Annotated in this window: 23 protein-coding genes and 1 tRNA gene; 7 read left to right on the plus strand and 17 right to left on the minus strand. The window is 35.7% G+C overall.

Features of this window, described 5'->3' with window-relative positions:
- Nucleotides 1-6: 6 nt before the first annotated feature.
- Nucleotides 7-1,206 carry an exo-beta-N-acetylmuramidase NamZ family protein gene (locus tag P700755_RS03100; protein ID WP_015023300.1) on the plus strand — a complete coding sequence of 400 codons (1,200 nt, stop codon included), beginning with the start codon at nt 7-9 and terminating at the stop codon, nt 1,204-1,206.
- A gap of 202 nt (nt 1,207-1,408) precedes the next feature.
- Here the strand turns inward: P700755_RS03100 and P700755_RS03105 are convergent, their stop codons facing one another.
- Complete coding sequence (locus P700755_RS03105; protein ID WP_015023301.1) at nt 1,409-1,831, minus strand: OsmC family protein; 423 nt, start codon at nt 1,829-1,831, stop codon at nt 1,409-1,411.
- A gap of 215 nt (nt 1,832-2,046) precedes the next feature.
- Here P700755_RS03105 and metK point away from each other — a divergent pair, with 215 nt between their 5' ends.
- The gene (metK, locus tag P700755_RS03110; RefSeq protein ID WP_015023302.1) at nt 2,047-3,297 is read left to right on the plus strand and encodes a methionine adenosyltransferase; all 1,251 of its coding nucleotides are present in this window, start codon (nt 2,047-2,049) and stop codon (nt 3,295-3,297) included.
- 583 nt (nt 3,298-3,880) lie between these two features.
- On the opposite strand, the gene P700755_RS03115 is transcribed toward metK, so the two are convergent.
- From P700755_RS03115 to P700755_RS03140, 6 genes are all read right to left on the minus strand, one after another.
- The gene (locus P700755_RS03115) at nt 3,881-4,939 is read right to left on the minus strand and encodes a glycosyltransferase family 9 protein (protein WP_015023303.1); all 1,059 of its coding nucleotides are present in this window, start codon (nt 4,937-4,939) and stop codon (nt 3,881-3,883) included.
- A gap of 170 nt (nt 4,940-5,109) precedes the next feature.
- Entirely contained in the window at nt 5,110-6,030 is a 921-nt protein-coding gene (locus P700755_RS03120; protein ID WP_245535996.1) for a BamA/TamA family outer membrane protein, read from the minus strand.
- A gap of 90 nt (nt 6,031-6,120) precedes the next feature.
- The gene (locus P700755_RS03125; protein WP_015023304.1) at nt 6,121-9,420 is read right to left on the minus strand and encodes a S41 family peptidase; all 3,300 of its coding nucleotides are present in this window, start codon (nt 9,418-9,420) and stop codon (nt 6,121-6,123) included.
- A gap of 126 nt (nt 9,421-9,546) precedes the next feature.
- Entirely contained in the window at nt 9,547-9,765 is a 219-nt protein-coding gene (locus P700755_RS03130; protein ID WP_041758119.1) for a hypothetical protein, read from the minus strand.
- A 224-nt stretch (nt 9,766-9,989) separates the two neighbouring features.
- A complete protein-coding gene (locus P700755_RS03135) occupies nt 9,990-12,032 on the minus strand; it encodes an amidohydrolase family protein (protein ID WP_015023305.1) in 2,043 nt (680 codons plus the stop codon).
- 195 nt (nt 12,033-12,227) lie between these two features.
- Entirely contained in the window at nt 12,228-12,494 is a 267-nt protein-coding gene (locus tag P700755_RS03140; protein ID WP_015023306.1) for a hypothetical protein, read from the minus strand.
- 87 nt (nt 12,495-12,581) lie between these two features.
- On the opposite strand from P700755_RS03140, the gene P700755_RS18995 reads away from it, so the two are divergent.
- Nucleotides 12,582-12,719, plus strand: a complete 138-nt coding sequence (locus tag P700755_RS18995) for a transposase (protein ID WP_245535997.1) — start codon at nt 12,582-12,584, stop codon at nt 12,717-12,719.
- 227 nt (nt 12,720-12,946) lie between these two features.
- Here P700755_RS18995 and P700755_RS03145 read toward each other — a convergent pair.
- The 7 genes from P700755_RS03145 to P700755_RS03175 all read right to left on the minus strand — a co-directional run bounded on the left by P700755_RS03145 (nt 12,947) and on the right by P700755_RS03175 (nt 16,975).
- A tRNA-Asp gene (locus tag P700755_RS03145) sits at nt 12,947-13,020 on the minus strand.
- An 84-nt stretch (nt 13,021-13,104) separates the two neighbouring features.
- Entirely contained in the window at nt 13,105-14,037 is a 933-nt protein-coding gene (locus P700755_RS03150) for a DUF58 domain-containing protein (RefSeq protein ID WP_015023307.1), read from the minus strand.
- Nucleotides 14,038-14,119: 82 nt separating this feature from the next.
- Nucleotides 14,120-14,437, minus strand: coding sequence for a thioredoxin (gene trxA, locus P700755_RS03155; protein WP_015023308.1), 318 nt, complete (start codon nt 14,435-14,437; stop codon nt 14,120-14,122).
- 99 nt (nt 14,438-14,536) lie between these two features.
- Nucleotides 14,537-15,097, minus strand: a complete 561-nt coding sequence (locus P700755_RS03160) for a thioredoxin family protein (protein WP_041758120.1) — start codon at nt 15,095-15,097, stop codon at nt 14,537-14,539.
- A gap of 79 nt (nt 15,098-15,176) precedes the next feature.
- Nucleotides 15,177-15,509, minus strand: a complete 333-nt coding sequence (yajC, locus tag P700755_RS03165) for a preprotein translocase subunit YajC (RefSeq protein ID WP_015023310.1) — start codon at nt 15,507-15,509, stop codon at nt 15,177-15,179.
- Nucleotides 15,510-15,514: 5 nt separating this feature from the next.
- Nucleotides 15,515-15,988 carry a DUF1573 domain-containing protein gene (locus P700755_RS03170; RefSeq protein ID WP_015023311.1) on the minus strand — a complete coding sequence of 158 codons (474 nt, stop codon included), beginning with the start codon at nt 15,986-15,988 and terminating at the stop codon, nt 15,515-15,517.
- 45 nt (nt 15,989-16,033) lie between these two features.
- The gene (locus P700755_RS03175) at nt 16,034-16,975 is read right to left on the minus strand and encodes a transcription antitermination protein NusB (protein ID WP_015023312.1); all 942 of its coding nucleotides are present in this window, start codon (nt 16,973-16,975) and stop codon (nt 16,034-16,036) included.
- Between the two features lie 229 nt (nt 16,976-17,204).
- On the opposite strand from P700755_RS03175, the gene P700755_RS03180 reads away from it, so the two are divergent.
- Entirely contained in the window at nt 17,205-18,965 is a 1,761-nt protein-coding gene (locus P700755_RS03180) for an ABC transporter ATP-binding protein (RefSeq protein ID WP_015023313.1), read from the plus strand.
- Between the two features lie 75 nt (nt 18,966-19,040).
- The gene (locus tag P700755_RS03185; RefSeq protein ID WP_015023314.1) at nt 19,041-19,430 is read left to right on the plus strand and encodes a PUR family DNA/RNA-binding protein; all 390 of its coding nucleotides are present in this window, start codon (nt 19,041-19,043) and stop codon (nt 19,428-19,430) included.
- 305 nt (nt 19,431-19,735) lie between these two features.
- On the opposite strand, the gene P700755_RS03190 is transcribed toward P700755_RS03185, so the two are convergent.
- The 3 genes from P700755_RS03190 to P700755_RS03200 form a co-directional block, all read right to left on the minus strand.
- Nucleotides 19,736-20,464, minus strand: coding sequence for an energy transducer TonB (locus P700755_RS03190; protein ID WP_015023315.1), 729 nt, complete (start codon nt 20,462-20,464; stop codon nt 19,736-19,738).
- Nucleotides 20,465-21,084: 620 nt separating this feature from the next.
- A complete protein-coding gene (gene cydB, locus P700755_RS03195) occupies nt 21,085-22,125 on the minus strand; it encodes a cytochrome d ubiquinol oxidase subunit II (protein WP_015023316.1) in 1,041 nt (346 codons plus the stop codon).
- Between the two features lie 11 nt (nt 22,126-22,136).
- Complete coding sequence (locus P700755_RS03200; protein ID WP_015023317.1) at nt 22,137-23,513, minus strand: cytochrome ubiquinol oxidase subunit I; 1,377 nt, start codon at nt 23,511-23,513, stop codon at nt 22,137-22,139.
- A 430-nt stretch (nt 23,514-23,943) separates the two neighbouring features.
- Between P700755_RS03200 and P700755_RS03205 the strand changes: the two genes are divergently transcribed.
- Both P700755_RS03205 and P700755_RS03210 read left to right on the plus strand, forming a co-directional pair.
- A complete protein-coding gene (locus tag P700755_RS03205; protein ID WP_015023318.1) occupies nt 23,944-24,462 on the plus strand; it encodes a c-type cytochrome in 519 nt (172 codons plus the stop codon).
- Nucleotides 24,463-24,498: 36 nt separating this feature from the next.
- A complete protein-coding gene (locus P700755_RS03210) occupies nt 24,499-25,098 on the plus strand; it encodes a fasciclin domain-containing protein (RefSeq protein ID WP_015023319.1) in 600 nt (199 codons plus the stop codon).
- Nucleotides 25,099-25,116: the final 18 nt, after the last annotated feature.

Below are 25,116 nucleotides of genomic sequence, written 5' to 3' on the forward strand. Positions count from 1 at the left end.
TGAAGTATGATTTTTAAGAAGCTCAAAAATACAGTTTATTTTATTCTTTTGGTGTGCATTTCTTGCACGGCTCAGGAGAATAGAAAAATCACTACAGAAAATACTAAAGTAGCGGCCAACAGAACTAAAGCCTACCTCCCACTCCTCCAAGGAAAGACTATAGGAGTAGTAGGTAACCAAACCTCTGTGATCTTCCAATCTGAAAAGGATTATACCCATCTTGTGGATTCACTTTTGAAACGAAACATGTCTATCAAAAAAGTGTTTGCACCAGAACACGGTTTCCGAGGGACTGCAGACGCAGGAGAGCGCATTGAGGACGGTTTAGATTCCAGAACGGGTTTACCGATTATTTCCCTCTACGGCGATCAAAAAAAGCCAGATCCACAACATCTCCAAGATTTGGATGTTATTTTATTTGATATTCAAGATGTTGGTGCTAGATTTTATACCTACATCTCAACTTTGCATTATATGATGGAAGCCTGTGCAGAACAGGGTATTCAACTCATCGTTTTGGACAGACCCAATCCCAATGGACATTATATAGATGGCCCAGTGCTTGAAGAAAACTATAAAAGCTTTGTCGGCATGCATCCTGTTCCTGTGGTTCATGGACTTACTATTGGAGAATATGCTCAACTGATTAATGGGGAAAAATGGCTTATGAATGGAATTCAATGCGATCTAGAGGTTATCACAATGGAAAATTATTCTGCGTCTAGAGCTTATGATTTACCGATAAAACCTTCCCCTAATTTACCAAATGCAAAATCTATTAATTTGTATTCTAGCTTATGTTTTTTTGAAGGAACCAATGTAAGTGCAGGGAGAGGAACTGATCTGCAATTCCAAGTTTTTGGATCACCAGTATTAGACTCTACGTATTTTAACTTTGAATTTACTCCTGTGTCCAACCCTGGAGCCAAATATCCAAAACACGAGAATAAACTTTGCTTCGGGAAAAATCTTCAAAATGAAAAAGAGCTTGATCAATTGAACTTAGACTGGTTGCTTCAGGCGTATCATCACACCCAAGACCAAGCCTTATTTTTCAACTCATTTTTTAATAAACTGGCAGGAAATTCAAGCTTAAAGGAGCAAATTCAGCAGGGAAAAACCGCTAAAGACATAAGGGAAAGCTGGCAAGCTGACTTGGAAATTTACAAAACCAGAATCAAACCTTATTTACTTTATGAGAGATAACCCTCTAACCTTCAAAAGGGTAATTAAAGGTTTTCCTAGCCCCAAAAGCTGATTTTACTCACCTCTCAAAGCCCCATTAACCTAAATGCTACTTTACATATTACCACCAGAGGACACAGTGTCTACATAGATTTTTAGCTTGTAATCGTAGAGAGTTTTCTAGTTGACCGGTTAACAAGCCGACCAGTTTACCAAGAACACATTACTCCAAAAGTATACCGTTGAGCTCCACTTGGTATTGAATATCTACAGTTTGATCTAGCATTTTGGACACCGAGCAGTACTTTTCAAAAGACAGTTGAGCGGCACGCTTGGCTTTGTTGGAAGGAATTTCACCCTCTAACTTCACCATCAATTTGATCGTATGAAACACTTTAGGATCGGTATCGTTTCTGAGACCCTCCACCTCAACGTTTAAGTTCTTAACTTCCAGATTTTGCTTTTTAAGAATATGGATGATATCAATACTACTACAGCCTGCAGTTCCCATTAAAATAAGTTCCATTGGACTAGGAGCTTTGGGATCTGGTGCTGTAGAATTATAAAGTTCTATTTTGTGACCTAATGCATTTTCAGCTTCAAAATGAACATCACTGTTTGGTTTTTTATGTAAGCTTACTTTCATAATTCTATAGTTTCATGCAAAGCAAATGAATCTTAAGTATAAATCTGCTAAAAATAACTTAATACAATTTAGAATGAATCAAATTTATTAAGTTTGCATAGAGGAAGGATTTGACTGATTGCAACCTCTTTTTAAAATGCTAAAGCAGTTTCATTTTTAGATGAGTCGTAGAACGTCATTTCCTTCCCAACGACTATAACTTTAAAACTTATTCTATGTCATATTTATTTACTTCAGAGAGTGTTTCTGAAGGACATCCTGATAAAATCGCAGATCAAATTAGCGATGCTTTACTCGATTCTTTTTTAGCTTTTGACGATAACTCCAAGGTAGCTTGCGAAACCTTAGTGACCACAGGACAAGTTGTTTTGGCAGGAGAAGTAAGAAGTAATACTTACCTCGATGTGCAACAAATTGCAAGAGACGTCATCAACGATATTGGATATACCAAAGGAGAATATCAATTTTCTGGAGATTCCTGTGGTGTTATCTCACTTATCCATGAGCAATCTAAAGACATTTACCAGGGCGTCAATAGAACTTCCAAGGAAGACCAAGGCGCTGGCGACCAAGGAATGATGTTTGGATACGCCACCAATGAGACTGAAAATTATATGCCTTTGGCGCTGGATATTTCTCATAAGTTGCTAATAGAACTAGCAAAATTAAGAAGAGAAGGCAAAGACATTACTTACTTACGACCAGATGCCAAAGCGCAAGTTACTATTGAATATTCTGATGATAATGTCCCTCAGCGTATCGATACCATCGTTGTTTCTACACAACACGATAATTTTGATGAGGATGAGCCTATGCTTAAACAGATAGAAAAAGACATCCATTCTATCTTGATTCCACGGGTTAAAGCCTTGTTTGATGAAAGCATTCAAGCCTTATTCGATGATGATATTGCCTACCACATTAACCCTACAGGTAAGTTTGTTATTGGAGGGCCGCATGGCGACGCAGGACTTACCGGACGTAAAATTATTGTAGATACCTACGGTGGAAAAGGCGCCCACGGAGGTGGTGCTTTTTCTGGAAAAGATCCTAGCAAAGTAGATAGATCTGCTGCATATGCCGCTAGACACGTGGCCAAAAACATGGTGGCTGCTGGTATCGCCGATGAAGTATTGATCCAGGTTTCTTATGCCATTGGAGTAAGTGAACCAACTTCTATTTTGGTGGATACCACCAATAAAAAAATAGATATGAGCGATGGAGATATTGCTAAAAAAATTAGAATGATTTTTGACATGCGTCCAGGCATGATCGAAGAGCGTCTAAAACTTCGAAATCCTATTTATAGAGAAACCGCTGCTTACGGCCATATGGGAAAAGAACCGAGATTCGAAACTAAAATCTTCAAATCCGATTATTCTGGTGAAATACGTAGAGAAGTGGAGCTATTTACTTGGGAAAAATTAGATTATGTCGATAAGTTGAAAGAGGCCTTTGATTTATAATATTTTCCTGATTTTGAGGTCTAAACAAAAAAAAACCAAGCGATGAAAACCTCAACCTAGGTGTGTTTTTATGAAAATGACCTAAAATTTAAGACTAACTTTAAAGTGATTAGGGAAGTATGTTGCTGATTTGTAACCCAAATGTCGTAAACGATAAATTTTTTACTTGAATCGTCTTATATTTTGCAAAAAAGGGGGAAAACAAAGGTTATACTTCGTTTTTACTGAGGTGAAAAATAATTCAGAGTCTATACATGACATTCTAAATTTAAGTTGATCTACAAATCATAAAATTAACTCTGTTTATTAATCTTAAAAAATTAATAAACAGGGTTAATCCGTCAATTTAGGAGTTTATGTAAATTAGTAAACGAACTTATACCAATTTAGTTCTTAAATGCTGTATTAAAAATTTGAAATATACTACGACGTAGCTCAGCACAGGTTTTTTACTTAGTTGAGTTAGAAAATATAAGCATAGCTGTAGTTACGGTTCTTTTTTATGACGATTAGTAAGTGAAAAAGAAACTGATTTTATACGACATTTAGATTCTAGTTTGGTATTAAAACAAGTTTGCAATCATCACGCTTCTAAATCATAATGTATTAAGCTTTCGATATGCGTTTCTATGGAAAGACAAATATCTAATTCATTTTTTAAATTTACGTCAATATTAAGGCAACCGCTGTTATAAGGTCCGTACATATCTTTGTTAGTCACATTAAACAGGGCTACAGTAGGGGTTTGAGTTGCTGCTGCAAGGTGCATTATTCCACAATCGCCAGTTATAAATAGTGAAGTTTGAGAAATAAAGGAAGCTATTTCTCTAATGTTTTTGCTGTAAAAAGAAGGAATTTTAAAATCTAAAGCAGATATATTTTCTACTGGTAATATTTCGATAATATTATAACCAGGAAACACTTTGACCAAATTCTCATAAAAATTACTCCACCAAACTTTCTCAAAACATTTTTTGTCAGTTGCAAAAGTGTACAAGCAAATGGTTGGTTTGTTCAAATCGGCATATCGTTTCAATAATTTCCTGCCGCTACAAATTTCTTTACTAGATAGTTTAATCTCCAAGCTTGGCAAGACTTCAGCTGTCGGTGATTGCCTAAGAAAATAACGAAGGCTATAAATTGGGTATTTGGATATGTGAATTCCATCTTCACAAGTGATTAAATTATGATGGCGTTCAAAACCAAAAAACTTGTGTTTGGCTCTGGATAGTTTGGTAGATAAACGCCCAGAAGATGAGCAAGCTTCAGCATTGATTACCAAATCATATTTTTTTTGTTTAAGTTTTGTCCATGCCAATAAATATCTACCTAGCTCTTTGAAGTGCTTTTTGGGTAAGCTCATAATTTTATCTACATAGTTGTAATTTTCAAAAATGAGTCCACCCAAATTACCCTTAAGAAATAAATCGATTTTAGCTTCAGGAAATTGTTCATGAACCTCTTTTACCAATGGTGTTATCAATAATTGATTACCAAGACGATGGTTTGGCCGCGTTATTAATATGCGTTTAACTTCAGATGAATTAGGAAAATTAACACTTTGTTTATCAAGTAATCCACTAGTCACTAATCTGGTCGCTTCTCTCCGAAAAATATTAATTGATTTTTTAAATGCAGTCATTTCATAAATAACGTTAATTTTATTTAATAAATTAACAATTAACAAGAAAAAATTAAGAAAAATTAATAAATATGAAAAAATAAGATTGCCAACTGATTATTGGAATGGGAGTATAAAACAAAAAAATATAATATATTTTAAAGGAAATATCTTATATTTTTTTGTTTTCACTATAATTTATAAATTACCTTACACATCACAATCCTAGGCTGAACAAATAGTCTTCGGTCGGCGACTATGAATTCATTGACAGAATTTTGCCTTTTAAATTCAATATCAAACAAGTTGGTGGCGTTTAACTCAAATCCCCAAGCTGAATCTTCTTTTCCGTAGAATAAAGATGCATCTGCCAGTTCAAATCTATTGACGTCTCCTGTGGTTTGATTTTCAAAATAATTGTAGTCGTAATTGAACTTAAAAATAAAATCTGCCCAATCATATTCCAAATAAGCAAAGGGAGACAAAGTGGTAAACTTGTTGTCGATAGCATCTGAGTTGAGTCTGGAAAAACTTTGCCTCACGCCCGTTTCCAGATTTGGCCAATCGTCATAACGTGTGGTTACTTTTGCATTATAGCCAAAATTAATACTTTCATAATCCAACACCTCATCGTTGATAATCCTGGAGTAGTCCGATAGGCTTGAATTGCCTCCTAGAGTAAACGTATAATTAGGAATACGTTTGTTGATGATTCCACTAACATCATAGGTGTTTTCGGGCAAATCGGTAAAAATACTAGTGCTTATTTGATCGATACCTTCAATCTGAGTCTGATTTCTAATGCTGCTTTCTCGATGTGTATAAGACAAACTAGCATTATAAAATAAACCTTTGAACATATTAAACTGACTATAAAGTAAACTCGCCGTTTGGTAAATTTGATTTTGTAAATTCTCGTTTCCTCGTCCGATCTGATTAAAACTTTGCAGGCTCAATCTGTTGGCATAATTTGAAGAATTCCCAAAGTTGGTATATCGGTTATAATTAAACCTCAGTTTTTCGTCTCCCGTAAAAAAGGCTTTGCCATCTACCATAAGTTTTGTCACAGGTTTTCCGTTAACGGTGACATTTCCTTCTCGGTCCACCTCCATTCCCGGTAATTTTTTAAGGATGTCCCTAAGTTTTCTTTCCTCTCCTGTTTTAAACTGGTCTGTGCGATATGCCTTATGTTACCGCTATCATTAGTCTTTCTTCTTTTTATTAGTATTAAAAGATTTGTCTGGATAAGCGGGAGGAACAGGGACTTCTCGAGGATCTTCTTTGATGAGTTGCTTAAGATACTTGATCGCAGCATCTAGTTGCGCGTCTTGTCCATTAAACGTGGCATGTGGAAGGTTATCCACTTCAATATCGGGTTCAAATCCATGGCCTTCAATCAGCCATTCTCCGTTGTCACCATATACACCATACATAGGAGCTCTTGCAATCCCATTATCACTCAGCCTGTTGGCACTATTTAACCATATCTCACCACCCCAAGTTCGAGTTCCTATGGTTGTCCCTAACTTTAGCTTCTTGAAACCATCCGCAAACGCTTCGCCATCGGAATACGTGTTTTCATTTACAAGCACAACAATATGGCCTCTAAAGGCGTAAGGCATATTCCAGTAGGGTTCTCCTGACCTTGATTTCCAATACATCCACGCTTTTCTTAAAAGTTTTTCCAGAATAAAACTATCGATATTACCTCCAAAATTGTATCTCACATCTACAATCAAGCCCGACTTGTTGAAAACAGGGTAAAATTCACGATAAAATTGACTGATATCGTTGCTGCCCATAGCCCTTAAATGGAGATAACCTATTTCGTTCTCACCCTTTTTTTCCACGTCAAGACGGTTGCCATATTCCCAATCGCCATAGCGAAGATTATAGTCATTGGCTACTGGCTTTACGATGATGTCTCTAGAGGCGGAGCCTCGGAGGACTGTCAGTCGGACTTGTTTCCCGGTCTCATTACGAATCAACGCGCCTATATCAATGGCTGATAAGGCGTCTTTACCATTGACTTGGGTAATTATATCCCCAGCACGCATTTCTAAATAGGGATCGTCTAAAGGTGATTTTTGATCGGGATAGTCGGGATCAACTTTATAGATATACTCAATTTTAAAACCGTTGTTCTGCACGTCTCTATTAAAGACAGCTCCCAAACTGGCTATTGAGATTTTGTTATCGTCATCTCTTCGATCACCACCGCGAACGCTGGTATGCAAGGCAGATAGCTCTCCAACAAATCTACCGATGAGATCAGAAAGTTCATTGCGCGTAGTGACCCGGTCAACAAGTGGTAAATACTTGGTATGCATCGCATCCCAATCTACACCATGCATGTTTTTATCATAAAAATAATCGCGCTCCATACGCCATGCATCGGTGAAGATCTGTTTCCAGTCGTCTTTCGGTGTGATTGGGAACTTCCATCCGCTCAAATTTATTTTGCTTTTTGAGAGATCACTTACCTTCTCTGTTCCTGCATGGATCATATAATAACTTTGCTCTTTTTTTACAAGAATTTTTTCTCCATTACCAGTGATTTCAAAAGAATTAACGTCACTTACCATGGTTTTAAGGCTGATATCTTTAGTGTCTATTTTTACAAAGGACAAATGACTCTTGGCATTGACCCCAGTTTCACTTGACATGACATAGAGTGCTTTTTTATTCACTTCAAGACCATCGTAATTGCCGGGTTTAATAGGAACTTCTATGATCCTTTCCTGAATTCCAGCTTCATCAATACTGACTACCAATTCAGCTATATTTTCCTCACTCTCATTTTTCTTCTTCTGATCTGTTTTAGAAGATGTGTCCTTTTTCTTGTTTTCATCAAAGAGTTCATCGTCTTCTCGGAAAGGGGAGCGTGTGCCACTTTTCAGTGCGACATGATATATTATTTCACTAGCGTCAAAGTAAGGTTCAGGCTGTCGAGCACCCCAAGGGCTGCCAACTAAAGAGGTGAAACTTCGATCCGAAAGAAAATAAATAAACTCACCATCAGGGCTCCATCTTGGATTGAAGCTGTTGGCTCTATCTGTAGTTAGGTCAAAGGAAACTCCAGTATCCACATTGTAAATTTTGATTTGTGTCATTGTATTTAAAGCAGACTGTACAAATGCCAACCACTTGTTATCTGGAGACCATGCAAAATCTCTAATACCTTCTTGGTTCGTAGAAATCTTTTTACTAACACCGGTAGCTATCTCAAGCACATACATATTGCTTTCTAAATCGTCATAGGCAATCCACTTTCCATCTGAAGAAGGTTCACCCCCATATCTAAGCAGGTCTCCATTACGTGTCAAACGCTTTTCTGCGCCCTGACCATTAGAGGGCATACTCATAAATTCAAACTCTCCAGATTCATCTGAGAGTGTATAGATAGTTGAGCCATCATGAGAAAATACGGCATCTCTAAATCTGACAGCCGCCTTATCTGCAAAGGATACAAATCGACCTGACTTGACTGGAGCAACGAAAACTTTACCCCTAGCCGTGATAACAATTCGCTCTCCATCAGCATCAGGATGCACAGAAGTGATGTATTGAACGGGGTTATCATCCCACTTCTCTCGCAGTTGATCCAAATCAGACACCAACTTGATATTGATTTTTTTACTAGCATTGGAGGCTAAATTATGCTGCCATAGATCTGCAGCCATCTGGTACACAATTATGCCCTTAGAAACACTAGCAGAACGGACGTCAAATTCTTTGTGCGTTGTATGCTGTTTGAGGTCTTCTCCATTTTCATTTATAGACCAGATATTCATTATACCATCTCGATCTGAGATGAAATAAACCCGTCCAGAAAACCACATCGGGTGATGACTACCACCAAGGTAATCTTTTGTTAATTTAATAGCCTCGTCTGCTCCTTGTGTAAATTTCCATATTTGTCTAGCTGTACCTCCTTTATAGCGCTTGGTCACATTTCTATGATAAGCTGGTCTTACGAAATACACCGTTTTACCAGTACTATCGTAGGACGCTTCACTGGCTTGAGCAAGAGGAATCCTCGTCTTTTCCTTGGTGGCTAAATCTATGGTTATAATTTGATTATCAGGCACCTTAGAATAGGCCCGAGTATTGTAAATGATTTTGCCATCTGGGGTCCAAGAATTGGTGATAGATACATCCCGTTCATAGGTCCAGCGTATAGGCAATCCTCCTGATATGGGCATGGTGTAAACCTCCACTGGCCCTTCATAGCTAGCAGAGAAAGCAATGGTCTTTCCATCAGGAGATATCGAAGGAAAATTTTCTTCTTCTTGGTGGGTGGTTAACCGTTGTGCTAAGCCACCGTTTAAAGGAACTGTCCAAAGATCACCTTCGGCGGCAAAGACAATTGTAGTGTTGTGAAGAGTAGGGTTCTGATAGTAGCCTTCAAACCCTTGTGCAGATAAAGAACTATAGGAAAAGAAAGTAATGAAAAGAAGTAAGAGGGGGCTTGATATCCGGAAAACTGATAATGTATTCATAGGTTAGATTTTTAGTTTACAGTCGAACTCTTAGGATAGACAACTATCATTTTTTTGACAGCCTACATTGATATTCTGAACAATGTTCGTTAAGGCATATAGCTTACTAAGTTAAAGGAACATGCTTTACACTAGATTTTGATTTCCTCTAATTAATACTTGTTTGTCTCTTATTTTATTTTCGACAAAGTAGCCTAGAAATATGTCTCTATAAAATACTCTCCATATTCCATTTCCTTGATCTTCAGTACCTACATATTTTTCCTTAGGTCCATCAGTTAAATATAACCAAAAATATGACTTCCAGCGCATGGCTCGATCTTGGCATACTTCGATGACTTTCATGGTTGATGGGTAGTCCTGTTTTGGAATTTTTTAAGACTATGTGTTGGAAAAATTGTGATTTATTTGCCCGATCTCTTCTACAATGGCAGATTTAGGTATTTATTTTTTTTCAGTATTTTGACTTTCCTGTTTACAACTCAATATGTAGATAACAAAGCAGTCTTATACCAATTTAGTTTTTAAGTGTTGCATTAAAAACTAAATTGGTATAATTTCTACATTACTTATTCTTTTACCACTGGTAGTGGAGTAAAGGGTTTTATACCAAAAGCAGGGTACACCTCACTTGGATAATAGAAAGTTCCCCCACGAGATACCATTGAAATTGTTTTGATAGCCTTTAAATCCTCTACTGGATTTCCAGGAATTAAGAAGAAATCTGCCAGTTTACCAGGTGCAATGCTTCCCAAATCCTTGTCCCCTAAATAGTTCGCCATATCATAGCTGGCCAATTTCAACAGCTCTGCAGGTGTATAACCTAATTGTTGGTAAAGCTCTAATTCTCTATGGTACATAAAGGCTCCTCCTAAATCAGTTCCGGGAACAATAAAGATTCCTTTATCTTTCATCATTTTTAAGGTCTCCACAATTTTGTCATATCCCCCACGATACTTTTGGTCGTCCTCGGGGGAAGCAATATCTGCTAATGCCACTTTATATCCACGTTGAGTATTTGGCGGCATATGATCTATAAAATCTTTGGTACCCTCTCGGACTTCACCATTTCTAGCTTTCATTAACACTTCGTGGATGGCCAAGGTGGGATCCATGGCAGTCTTGTTTTGAACAAATAAATCCATGGTTTCTTGTACTCTAGGACTATTCAGATCTAGTTCTGGAAATCTTTTTAACGCCGTAAGACGAAGCAGGGAGCGTGTATCTTCCTCTGGAGTTAATACCCATCCTAACATAGTTTGATTGATATGGGTCATTTCATCGTATCCAGCTCGTAACATGGCATTAGCATTTGAGAATGCAGGAACATGGCCGCAGACGAACATCCCATAGCCATGCGCCTTTTCAACTATGGCTGGTGCCCAATCGCCATTCATAGAGTTGTATAATTTAATTCCGTAGAAACCCATGTCATGATAGCTATCTACAGCAGCCAAGGCTTCTTCTTGGCTGGAGACTAAAATTCCATTATTTGCACTATAGTCACTTTTTCCTTCAATGAAACCCAATCGGTGAATTCTAGGTCCAGCTAAAACTCCTGAATTGATTTTTTTTATTAAATCCTCCAATACAGCATTATCGTTCCCCATATCTCGGAAAGATGTAACACCGGCTAACACATTTAGCAAAGCACCTTCATCTCCAGCATGAGCATGCATTTCATACATTCCTGCTACCAAGGTACCATTTGCCCCATCGATGACTACTTCATCCTGGCCCACTGCTTCAGGGGCATCGATACTCACAATCCGCTCGCCATCCACCAACACTGATGAAAGTTCTGTGAGTCCCAAAGTAGTGGGATCGAATAGTTTTACGTTGGTGATGCGTACCTTTTTCCCATAGTTATGGGCATATTTCTTTTGAAGTGATTCAAATCGTTCTGCAGAATATTTTTCGGCATAAGCCCGAAGTTCTTTTTCCTTTGCTTCAAACCCTTCACGTACAATAATAAACAGCGGGCTAATCACCGCAAACAAGCCTTGTTCATTATCGGCAATAAGATAAGATGGGTTTAAATCGGCTCCAGATATAGCATAGGTGGTGAGGCTGGTGGTAGTTGAATCAACGCTAACCTTAATTTTCTCCATCTCTGTGAGCCGCAGTGTGCCTGCTGGAAGTATATCTGCTGAATAGTCCTGTGCTTTTAACAAGCTACGCAGTGTTAGAATTGCTGCATAAGGACTCCCCGATTGATTGACATACCACAAAGCGCTATCAACTGTAGTACTTCCACTTCCGGTAGCATCTGTCCATGAAGCAGCGTTTCCATTCAATGTATACTGCTCATCGACGGTATTCCCAAATGTTGTGTTCCCAGTGATATTCCATTGAACTGGAAAACCCTCCGTATTTAGGACAATGGTTTCCTTCATGGTAGGTCCACGACCATTGTTTTTATAATCGTAATCTATTTGGATGGTATCACCATCGGTATGAGTTTTAAGATGTCCCACAGTAGTACTACCAAAAATAATGGAATAGGTTTCATCTCCCTGATAGTTGGCCAAAGAGGATACTTTGGGGGATTCTTGTTTACAGGAATTCAGAAATAATAAGATAAAAGACAAGAAGAGGAATTGTAGTTTCATAGTGACTTGATTTTAAATGATTTACTAAGATAGTATATTATTAGTTTCGCCCTACACTACTAGTCCAAGTCTTAATGCTTTGGCTTTAGCTAAAACTTGTGCTTTTGAATATCACCACAGGCACAAGTCCCCTGACTTTCTTTGTCATCCTAGATTTGAGCCAACTAGCGGTTTTTAAACTATAATCCTTCGGATTCACTCTTCTGAAACAAGTGCCAAATGTTTGCCATCAGCACTTCCCACCATCCTTGAAATTCCATTTATTTTATCTTCCTTAAAGTCATGAAAAACACTAATAGTGTTATTAACGGTATAGAGCTTGTTAATCGTTTTGCCATTAGGAATTAAAATTATTTGATCCGTTAGCCAATACATATCCTTAATTGGATTAAGCAATGTTATGATTGTATTGATAGCTTCAGAAATAGGGTATAAAGATTTGATGGATGGATGGAATCCCATTTTCTTGATTTAAAAAACTAGTCAAATTGAAATTGGAAATCATTTAGTAGGATTGCTAGGTCTATTTAAATACAGTATGTACCTATATTGAATTACATAAATAACAAAAGCACTAACGCTACAACAGAATCTTTCAATGCTAAAATTAAAGAGTTTAGAACTCAGTTTAGAAGCCTTAGAGATGTGAAATTATTTCTATATAAATTAGCTAAATTATTCGCATAATTGGATCTGCTCCCCTAAAATAGTGTTTGATCCAGCTGGTCTCTTTTAAACTTTGCTATTTCGTTAAGTGGTGTGCCTATCAATTTTAGAAAAAGAATGAATGGAATGATGTCTTTGAAATTATATAAAATAAAAAAGCCCTTCCTATTGGAAAGACTTCTAGAGGTTTAATAATTCTAAACCTATGAATGCTATTCACATTCACAACACAACATCTTCAAAAAAAGCGGTCTGGACGAGACTCGAACTCGCGACCCCCTGCGTGACAGGCAGGTATTCTAACCAACTGAACTACCAGACCGTTGCTTAATTGCGAGTGCAAATATAGAACCAATTTTTAGTTACACAAACATGTTTGATGAAAATAATTCAACAAATTATAACCTTAAGACTTTAGCTTCTGTGTTTCAATTAAGTAAGTAGATAAAATCTTTTCAAAGTCCTCTCTTATGTCGGCTTGAACGTATCGAATTTTGTATTTTGAACAAGTTAACTTCAATTCTTGTATGAATTCTGACATCTTTTGGGCGTATTCTTTTTTGATTTGCTGAGTCTGCAAATCGATTTTGGAACCATTTTCCAAATCAAAAAAGCGCTTAGGAGTATCATCAAAATCAAATTCAACTTCTGTTTTATAATCTAACGTATGGAAAAGGACCACTTGATGTTTATTATACTTAAGATGCCTTAAAGCTTCAAACAGATCTGCTTTAGAAACTTCAGGCTGAAATAAATCTGTAAACAGAAATACAAGCGATCTACGCTTTAACTTTTCTGCAATCTCATGTAAAAATTGATAGGTGTTGGTTTTGGTATTTACTTGAGGATGTTGAATACACTTTTCCAATTGATCGTAAATCATACTAAAATGCGAACTGCTCCCCTTTTCCGTGGCTTGGAAACGAAGTTCTTCATCATAGATAGAAAGCCCTACAGCATCCCTCTGCTTGCTTAATAACTGCATAATAGAAGCAATGGATAAGGCAGAGAATGATATTTTATCTAAATTAGATAACGACGGTGATTTAACTTCAGGATAATACATAGAGGCGGACTGATCTAAAATAAAATGGCATCTCAAATTTGTTTCCTCCTCAAACTTTTTAGTGTATAATTTATCCGTCTTGGCGAACAATTTCCAATCTATATGTTTGGTACTTTCTCCTGCATTGTAAAGCTTATGCTCTGCAAATTCAGCAGAATATCCATGAAATGGGCTTTTATGAATTCCTGAAATAAATCCCTCAACAATTTGAGACGCTAATAAGGGCAAATTTGAAATCGTTGAGGGCCTCTTAGTTTCAGAATTGATATCCATAAATAGATTTTTTATTAAAAATAAAAAAGGCTTGATTTAAACAAAACCAAGCCTTTTAACTTATAACTATTGAAGATGTTTACTATAACAGGTTATCAATAGCCTCTTTGTAAGTTTCTTTTTGAGCAACGCCAACTTGACGGTTTACCATTTCACCATTTTTAAAAAACAGTACAGTTGGAATATTTCTAACTCCATATTTAGCGGCGAACTCTTGGTTTTGATCTACATCCATTTTAGCAATGACAGCTTTTCCCTCATATTCAGTATTTAATTCGTCGATGATGGGCCCTACCATTCTACAAGGTCCACACCAAGCAGCCCAAAAATCTACTAATACTGGTATGTCACTTTCTAAAACTTTTTCTTGAAAATCTTTGTCTGTTATCTCTAATGTCATAATGCAATTTATTTATTTATTCAAAATTAGGGTTTAAGGCGGAATATGTAACTTAATTATATATTAATTAATCTTATTTAAGAATCAGACTTTCTTATGTTAATATGTTCTCCATTTGATACTGCAGCCCATACTAGGTTTCTGATCTTTTAATACCTTTCTATTATTGAGCAAAGCATCTAAAGCTTCTCGAATGTATCTACCCGAGGTTGGAATACCGTTTTTAGGTCTAGAATCATCCAATTGTCCTCGATAAACTAGTTCTAGGGTTTCATCAAACACATAAAAATCTGGAGTACATGCTGCGTTATAAGCTCTAGCAACTTCCTGATTCTCATCGTATAAATAAGGAAAAGGATAATTGAGCTCCCTAGCTATTTTGAACATATATTTAGGACTATCCTCGGGATGCGCTTTTACATCGTTACTAGAAACAGCAACAAAGCCAAAACCCAAAACTCTATAATCATAGGCTAACCTAACGATTTCACTATTCACATGTCTTACATAAGGACAATGGTTACAAATGAACATGATGACCGTTCCTTTGCTTCCTCTTAAGTCATTTAAAGACAAAGCCGTGTTAGAAACAGTATCTAACAGTTTAAAATCTGGAGCTTTTGTACCAAGCTCCAACATTGTAGAAGATGTTAATGACATTATTGAAAATATTTGATACCAAATTTAAACAAAAAAGCTATCGTAAACGATAGCTTTTAAAACACATTGTAAGTTAGACTTACTTTTTACTTACTTTCTTTTCCTTGCTTTCTTTACTTTCCTTAATTTCTTTAGCGGGAGCATTCACCTTTTGAGAAAGCTCAAAAGAGAGTGATGATTTGTCAAAAGTCATTTTGCCAGATCCTGTTTCTAGGATCACAGCATCTAATTTTTCACTTAAATCAGCAATTTTACCGTGAAGACCACTTTTTGTAACTACTTTATCTCCCCTTTTGATAGATTCAATAAAGCTTTTTTCTTTTTTCTGCTTTTTCATTTGTGGCCTTATCATAAAAAAATAAAGCACAACAAAAATTAAAACTAAGGGTAGTAAACTTCCTAATTGATCCATATAAATTATTTCACTGGAGAACCAGCATTGTTATTTTTTGGATTTACAAAAGCTTTAATTCTTAAAGTCTCTTTTCCAGATGATGTATTTGCTGTAATTCTTATTTGTTTCATCTGCTGATTTGGCTTACCTGTTGTGTTGAATTTTACAACCATCTCACCTTTTTCACCAGAAGCTACAGCTTCTTTAGTCCATGTTGGGACTGTGCAACCACAACTTGCAGTAGCATTAGAAACTATAAGTGGAGCATCTCCGGTATTCGTGAATGCGAATGTATGTTCTACAACTTCGCCTTCATCAACAGTACCAAAATCAAACTCTTTTTCTTCAAATTCCATAACAGGGAATGATTGTTGTTTTGAATCACGCTCTTCTGCAATTTCTTTTTTAGATTGATCTACTTTGTCTGAAGCTTCATTTTTACAAGCTGTTAAAGACAATGTTGCTATCGCAACAAATGCTAACATAAACTTTCTCATGATAAATAATTTAAATTAATTACAAAAATATGACATTTTAAGCAATTACATTAAACCTCTGCCTATTTTATTAATTTTCCCATTGGTTTGGTATTCTTTGGAAACCGTATCCAAAACACCATTTATAAAAGTACTGCTTTTGGGAGTACTATATTCTTTGGCTAGTTCCAAATATTCGTTAATAGTTACTCTAACAGGAATAGATGGGAATTTTAAAAACTCGCACAAAGCCATTTTTATAAGAATACTATCAATATCTGCGATCCTATCTTGGTCCCAGTTTGGGGTTTTATTTTTGGTGATTTCAGTAAGTTGATCATTTGCAAGAAGTGTCTTGGTAAAAAGTTCTTTTGCAAAGTTTTCATCTTCTACATTTTTATACAATCTAGGAACTGTAATCACCTCATCGCTTTCTTTTTGCTTCTGAAGGAATTTCAAAAAGGTGGTATTTACAATCGGAAAATCGTCTATCCAAGTCAGATTTTGATCTTCGTAATAATCGTAAAGATCTTCATTGGGCGCAATAATTAATTTAAAAACGTCCACAATAAATTCTTTATCTTCCTTAAAACTCGACGTTTCCGCAAGAATATAGTCGGCGTAAAGATCTGACTCTAAAATTTTATCCCAAATCAACTTAGGATATTCATCATCGCGTTTCCAGTGGGTTAATTTCCTATCTTCGACAAGATTACTTATGGCAGCGCTATCTGAAATTCTCTTCAGAAGTTGATTATTGATAAATTTTTTGTTAGGATTCTTCTCTTCTTCTGTAGCTAAGAATTTCTTTTTGGCAATCTTAAAGTAATCATCCGCATAGTCTCTGATGCTGACAAGGAGTTCAAAATCGAGTAAGAAAAGATTGTACATCTCTTCTGTGCTCTTTTTAAGAAACTTCTCTTCCGCCTGCATGGAGTCTTTACTTCCTTGATGAAAGGCATAGAGAGATTGCATTACTTTAGCACGAATATGTCGTCTTGTTAACATTTGTTTGTTCTTAATTTTAGCGCAAAAATAATATTTTAAAGAAGAGTTCAACACCTATTTGTATTTTTTTAAATCCTAATTAAAACCTTTCCTAACGCCTTAGGGTTTAGATGGGTCATGAATTGAGGGATTTATGCCATTAACAAACCCTTTAAAGGATTAAACTTATGTTATTAAAGAAGCTAAATATATCTTTTGGTTACATTTGCAATCAAAAAGTAAAAAGTGAATGAAGGCCTTACTCAGTCTCAATAAGTACTTATACAAATACAGAGGAAGACTCCTATTAGGGATTATTATTACAATGGGGGCACGTGTTTTTGCTGTATTTACTCCTCAACTCATAAGAAATTCTACTGTTGCCATAGAAGACTATTTAAATGGCGATATGGTAAGTATTGCTGAAGTTAGAGAAGAGCTTCTCATCAATATAGGACTCATCATTGGGGCCGCTTTAGCCTCTGGCGCACTCACCTTTTTGATGAGACAAACTTTTATTGTGGTTTCTAGGTATATTGAATATGACCTAAAAAATGAAGTATATACTCAGTATCAAAATTTATCCTTAGACTTCTATAAGCGAAACAGAACTGGGGATTTGATGAATAGAATTTCTGAAGATGTCTCCAAAGTAAGAATGTACGTAGGGCCTGCTTTGATGTACGGTGTGCAAACCTTGACCTTGTTTGTAGTCGTCATTTATTTTATGATAAAAGCGGCACCAACTCTCACGTTATACACTTTAATTCCATTTCCCATACTTTCCTTTGCTATTTACAAACTAAGTATGGCCATCAACAAAAGAAGTGCTGAGATACAAAGATTCTTATCACTCCTCAATACGTACACACAAGAAAGTTTTAGCGGTATTGCTGTTATTAAGTCTTATGGGATTTTAAACCGTTTCAACTCTGACTTTGAGAAATTATCCAATGAAAGTAAAGATAAGAATGTTAATTTAGTAAAGGTGGAGGCGTTCTTCTTCCCGCTTATGATCTTACTGATAGGTTTTAGTAACTTATTTGTGATTTACTTCGGTGGGATGCAGTACATCAATGGAGAGATTGAGAGTGTTGGGGTCATTGTGGAATTTTTGCTTTATGTAAACATGCTTACTTGGCCAGTGGCTTCTGTTGGGTGGATTACATCTATGGTGCAAAGAGCCGAAGCCTCTCAAGAACGGATTAACGAATTTCTAAGCGAAACTCCAAACATCAAAAATAATTCCCCAGAATCTTCTGAAGATATTTTAGGTGAAATAGAATTTAAGAATGTTAGTTTCACATACGAAGACACCAATATAGTGGCTTTAAAGAATCTCTCCTTTAAAGTTAAAAAAGGGGAGACTTTTGTTATTATGGGAAAGACAGGCTCAGGAAAGTCTACTATCCTAGAGTTGATTGGGAGATTATACGATGTGAATAATGGTGAAATATTAATTGATGGTAGACCTATAGAAAGCTACAACCTTAATGAATTAAGAAAACAGCTTGGCTATGTTCCACAGGATGCTTTCCTTTTTAGTAGTTCTATTCGCGATAATATAAAATTTGGTAAGGTTAATGCCAACGAAGAAGATATCGTAGAGGCTGCAAAAAACGCTGCAGTTCATAATAATATTATAGGATTTAGTAAGGGTTATGATACCATATTAGGAGAGCGAGGTATAACCTTGTCTGGCGGGCAAAAACAAAGGGTTTCTATAGCAAGAGCTATCATTAAAGATCCCAAAATAGTACTCTTTGATGACTGTCTCTCTGCGGTTGATACTGAAACAGAAGAAGAAATTTTCAATAAATTAGATAAAGTCTCTAATCATAAAACATCAATTGTGGTTAGCCACAGGGCCTCCTCTGCAAAAAATGCTAATCATATTATCATTCTAGATGAGGGTGTGATTTTGGAAGAAGGCACTCATAGTGAGCTACTTGCTTACAATGGTTACTATAAAGATTTATATAACAAACAACTTTCAGAAAAAGAAAATTGAATTTTTATTTGCACTTTTAATTTTTTTTAAGACTTTTGAACAAATGTTATATTAATCTTATTTAACTAAAGTATTATGAGTGAACAAGAGCCGATGAAAAACGAGGATATTTTCTCGAAGGTAATGAGAGCAGGAAGAAGGACTTACTTTTTTGACGTAAGATCCACAAAAGCTGATGATTATTACTTAACTATCACAGAAAGTAAGAAATTTACAAATGACGATGGATCTTTCTTCTATAGAAAACATAAGATTTATTTGTACAAAGAAGATTTCGAAAACTTCAAAGAAGCTCTAGAAGAAACTACAAACTATATTATTGATAAGAAAGGAGAAGAGGTGATCAGCGATCGTCACCAAAAAGATTTCACAAAACCTTCAGAAGATAATTCAGTGTCTTATGAAGAAGCTACTCCAAGTTCAAGTGCTACGGCATTCACTAACGTTAACTTTGACGACATTTAAAATTCAATTTTAAAATATGTAATACCAGAAAAGCCAGCTTTGTAAAGCTGGCTTTTCTGGTATTAAAAGTATTGACGTAAAAAGAAACCTTTAGAAATTATAGCAATTGACTAATACCAAATTAAATTTATAATGTCGTATAAATAAATTGAATTATATTTTTGATTGATCGAAGTTAAAAATATATATCATAGCCTTAGTTACGGTAATTATTTTTGATAAAAAGCAAGCGAAAAAAGCCTGTGCCGAATTCGTATCGGTAAAACGATTTATTGCGACATTATAGGTCTAATTTGGTATAAAAGCTAATCTGAAACTTTAAAGGTGATAGGCAAAGCAAAAATCACATCTACAGGTTTTCCTCTCTGTTTGCCAGGTTGCATTGTGGGTAATTTTTCGATAACACGTCGACTTTCTTCCTTCAATTTTGGGTGTGAAGCTCTGGCGTTAATAAATTCAGCTTCTCCATTAGCTTTTATTTTAAAAGAGGTATAAATTCTATTTATACCTGTCAAACCAAGATCTGAAGCTAAGCCCGTGTCAAATTCTTTATTTATAAAGGCTTTAAGTTGTTCACTCATACAAGCTTTCCGCTCAGTATTATCGGTATACTGTTCACATCCTGGGAAAATAGGAACATCTTCAATAAATTCAAATCCTATTTCTTTAATAGGTTCGTCTTCTATAGGTTCAAAATCATCAAAATCTAGAAGTCCAGGAATAAAAGTTGTCTTCTTTTGAATTGGCTTTTTTTCTGTTTTGGATTCTGGTTCTTTTTCATCAATAATGAAATCATCAACGTCTGGTTTTGGCCTTTTTATAGGTTTCAATACCTTTTCGGGTACTGTCACATTCGACATCTCTTCCACTTGAAGAAGTTGATAGGTAACCCTATCATTACTTGCTAGAAGCTGTGTTTCCGTTTTCCATTCTACAGAAATCAAGACCAGCAAAAGCACAGCAATCAGTCCGACTTGAAAGAAAATTAGCTTTTTATTATTTAAATTTTTGTGTGGATATTTTTTAGGTTTCATGGGGTATTCGTTTTAAAATTAAAGTGTAACCAAGTGAAAAACTTCAATCCTGTACTAGGGAATGAAGTCTTTAAAGTTCTAAACGAATTCGAAATAAACACTAGTAGTGAATTTATATAAAACAAGAATAATGCCAAAATCTTTAACACACTAAAGTCCACTAAGAAAGACTTTAAGGTGAGTTTTATAAATTCCTATAAAACTTATTGGAAACCCTTTATTGAATATTTTAATGCCTCACGACCACCCATCCGCATCACCATGATGCGACACAAAAAACAAGTAGGCATCTCGAATATAAACTTTGAACGTAGATTAATACCAAATTATATTTATAATGCCGTATAAATAAATTGAATTATTTTTTGATTGATTGATTGAAATCAAAAATAATTAGCATAGCCTTAGCTACGGTAATTATTTTTGATGAAAAGCAGGCGAAAAAAGCCTGTGCCGAATTCGTATCGGTAAAGCGACTTATTGCGACATTATAGGTCTAATTTGGTATAAGTAGCTTCAACTATTTCAACATATAATTTGAAGGATTACAGAACAATTCTACTTTCAGCAGGAAATAAGTTTTGTTATAGTATACATCATGGAAATACTAAAATTCAACCTTAGTAAGATTCATCTGAATCTAATTTTACTTTACCCCAAAACGTTCTATATACAAAATAACTATAAAGCAGAACCAAAGGTCCACCCACAGCGACAAAGCCCATCATGATTTTTAAGGTTTTTGTAGAGGCTGCTGCATTATATATAGTAATACTATGCTTCTCAACCCCACTAGAAAGAAGTAAACGTGGATAGAGTTCAAAAGCAACGAGAACTAGCAATAAAGCAATAGTAAGGCTCGTAAAAATAAAAGCCCAGCCGTATTGCTTCTTGCTAGCAAGCCTCGGAACGTTGGCTATGCTCAAAAACACGAGCAATGGAACGATAAATAAGGCTTTATTATCTTTAAATACTTGCGAAAGATGCTCTAGAAAGGTAAGACCATAAACAGTGGTGATCAAATAAGACATTATAAAAAAGACCATTCCCCATTTTAGAAAGCTTTGGATTCGATCATATAGTTTTCCTTCCGTTTTTAACAATAGATAAATAGCTCCGTGCATCATAAAAAGAGCTAAACTAGTAACCCCTACCAAAACGGAAAATGGATTTAGGAACTCAAAAAAGCCTCTTCCTGTATATTCATAATTATTATCCAAAGGCATACCGTTTAGGATATTCCCCAGCACTACCCCTAGTAAAAATGCCAACATGATACTAGAAATGGAATAACTCCAATCCCACATCTTCCTCCACCAAGACATGTCTTCCATATTCCTAAATTTGATGGAGATCCCTCTAAAAATGATACATAAAAGAAAAAGAATGAACGGTGTATACATAGCAGAAAATAAGGTGCCGTAAAACACTGGGAAACCTGCAAATAATGTACCTCCACCTATCACCAACCAGACTTCATTACCATGCCAAGTGGGATCAATTGCTTTTAGGGCTGTTTCTCTACTAGAATTCTTTCTGAAAAACATGTGCCAAGCACCAGCTCCAAAATCGAAGCCATCTAAAATGGCGTAACCAGAAAAGAGCCCTCCTACAACTAAAAACCACCACGTGGGATAATCTAAACCTAAAAACGTTTCCATAAACTTATTTATTATTTTGAAATGACATTTGAAATTTCTTTGTTTAGGCTAGTACTATCAAAATCTATTTCACTTTCAGGTCCGCTTTGGATTTTCTTATTCATAAGATAGACAAACAAGAGAAATAGGATAAAATACACGATAAAGAACAGAATGAGAGAAAATAAAACTTGGTTGGCTTGAACACTTTTAGAAAGAGCATCTGAAGTTCTTAACAAACCGTAGACTACCCATGGCTGACGTCCCATTTCAGCTGCAAACCATCCAAATTGATTTGCGATCTGAGGGAGTAAAGCTGTAAATACAAACGTCCATAAGAGCCATTTTTTATCAAAGAGCTTACCGCGTTTCCATCGCCAAACAGCAAATAAACTTAAGGCAATTAAAAACATTCCTATAGCAACCATTATATGATAAAACTGGAAAACAGCATTCACCTGAGAAGGTCGGTCTTCCTCAGGAAAAGCATTAAGACCTGTTATAGGAGTCGAAAAATCTTGGTGTATCATAAATGATAAACCTCCAGGAACTTTAAGCCCCGTCACTTCTTGGTTTTCTTTATCCACCCATCCAAAGAGATACAAATCGGCTGGTGCTTTTGCGTCAAAGTGCCCCTCCAGTGCTGCTAATTTTGCAGGTTGATTTTCAGAAACACCTTCTGCAGATTGATGGCCTGTAAACAACTGAGCTAGTGAACTAATTGTAGCTACGATAAGTGTTATTTTAAAGGCTTTCTTGGATAATACAACATATCGTCCTTTCAAAATATAATAAGCGTGAACACTTAAAATTAAAAAAGTCCCAGATAAAAAGGCTCCTAACCAAACATGGGTAAGTCGATCTACTGAAGATGGGTTGAAGACCATAGCCCAAAAGTCAACAATTTCTGCTCTGGCTCGCATGCCCTCGCCAACGATATGATAACCCGCCGGGGTTTGTTGCCAAGAGTTAGCTATGACAATCCAAACTGCAGAAAACATGGAACCTAGAAAAACTGCCAAAGTAGCTACTAAGTGGACCCATGGCTTAACTCTGTTCCAACCAAATAACAAAACTCCTAAAGCACTACTTTCTATGGCGAAAGCAAAAATTCCTTCAGCCGCAAGAGCACTTCCAAAAATATCTCCAACATACCGTGAGTAAGTAGCCCAATTGGTACCAAACTCAAACTCCATAACTATCCCTGTCACCACACCAACACCAAAAGTAATCGCAAAGATTTTGGTCCAAAATTTAGCTAATACTTCATATTCCTTTTTCTTGGTCCGAATATAAATACTTTCAAAAACAACCATAATAAGTCCAATTCCTATACTTAATGGCGGGTAGATATAGTGAAAAGCAATTGTAAAGGCAAATTGGATTCGAGATAGAATTTCTACATCCATAACTTTTTTTTTTTTTGCAAAGTTATAAAAAGGCATAAAAACGTTGTGTCATAAATGTTACGCAACAGATACTATGAGCGTTGAAAACACTTAAATTAAAAGCTTGATCGGCTATTAGAGTTAATCAAAATACCTAAGATTTCAGGGGTACCCTAAATAGAATTCAGAATAAGACTATAGTAACATTTAATAGACAAATGATTTTTATATTAAATCGAAAAATTTAACCTTATCCATACAAAAACTGATACATATCAGTTTTTGTATGGATAAGGTTAAGTAAAACAAACCCTCCTCATCAATATATAAAACTGATTTTGAGATACTTATGTACCTATTAAAGTAAAGGTTTAATTTTCTTATGACCTCAATCATATATTAAACAAGTCTTAAATTTTAGCTTTGTAGACGTATTTTAAATATGTAAAAAATGAAATCATTTACTAAAATCAGTTTTGTTTTTCTTATCAGCTTATTATTTGCCTGTGGAGGAAATGAAGAGAAGAAGGAAAACAAAAAAGTAAAAATTGGTCAACAACCAAAAACTGAAAAAAAAGCTAAACCTGCGAATAAATCAATCTCTACAACTTCAGCAGAAGAGGACTTGGCAAATTTGGGTATTGGTCCAATTAAATCTGTAGACATTGGAGAAGGCATAGATAAAAATCTTGCAAATCGGGGTAAAGAAGTTTTTGGGAATTTATGTACAGCTTGCCATAAGATGGAAAAAAAGTATGTAGGACCATCACTATCCGGGGTATCCGGAAGACGAAGCCCAGAATGGATCATGAATATGATTATGAATCCGGAGGAAATGATTAAAAAAGATCCAATTGCTAAACGTTTGATGATAGAAAACAACATGGCGGTAATGGCCAATCAAAATGTTTCAAAAGGGGATACCCGGGCTATTTTAGAATATTTTAGAGAGTATGACAAGAATAACTAAGCACAAATAAATATTTAAATTTTTAATCCTAATCCTATGAATATTCCATTTTTCTTAAAATCATCAGCATCTATTTTTTTGATGTTATGTCTACTAGGTTGCAATTCTTCAGAAAAAACTGAGAGTATAGACAAAACTACAGACGCTAAAGCAAACTTAAATGAAGTTTCCTCCTCAAATAAGGGGCAAGCTTTTATTGAAGGAGATAGCGATGTAGTAAATGCACTGAGTCTAGCAATTAACTCTCCAGATCACACAACATTGGTTAAGGCAGTACAAGCTGCTGGTGTTGAAAATGCCTTAGTAAATGTAGGACCTCTTACAGTATTTGCACCAACTAATGCAGCTTTTGACAAACTAGATAAAGCAACTTTAGAAGATTTACTGAGACCGGAAAACAAGTCTAAACTAGCTAATATTTTAATTCATCATGTTGCTCCAAGTAATTATCCTATCAAGACTCTAGAAAAAAATATAGAGAAAAACAGGAAACTTTACATGGCGGATGGCCAATATTTAGAAGTGACTAAGCAAGGCCAAGACCTCTATGTAGGTGGCGTCAAAATTATTACCTCCGTAGATGTAAGCAATGGCTGGGTGCATATTATCGAAGATGTATTATTACCAAAAAACTAATTTTAAAACAAGTTAAAC

The sequence above is a fragment of the Psychroflexus torquis ATCC 700755 genome (assembly GCF_000153485.2).
Lineage (GTDB): Bacteria > Bacteroidota > Bacteroidia > Flavobacteriales > Flavobacteriaceae > Psychroflexus > Psychroflexus torquis.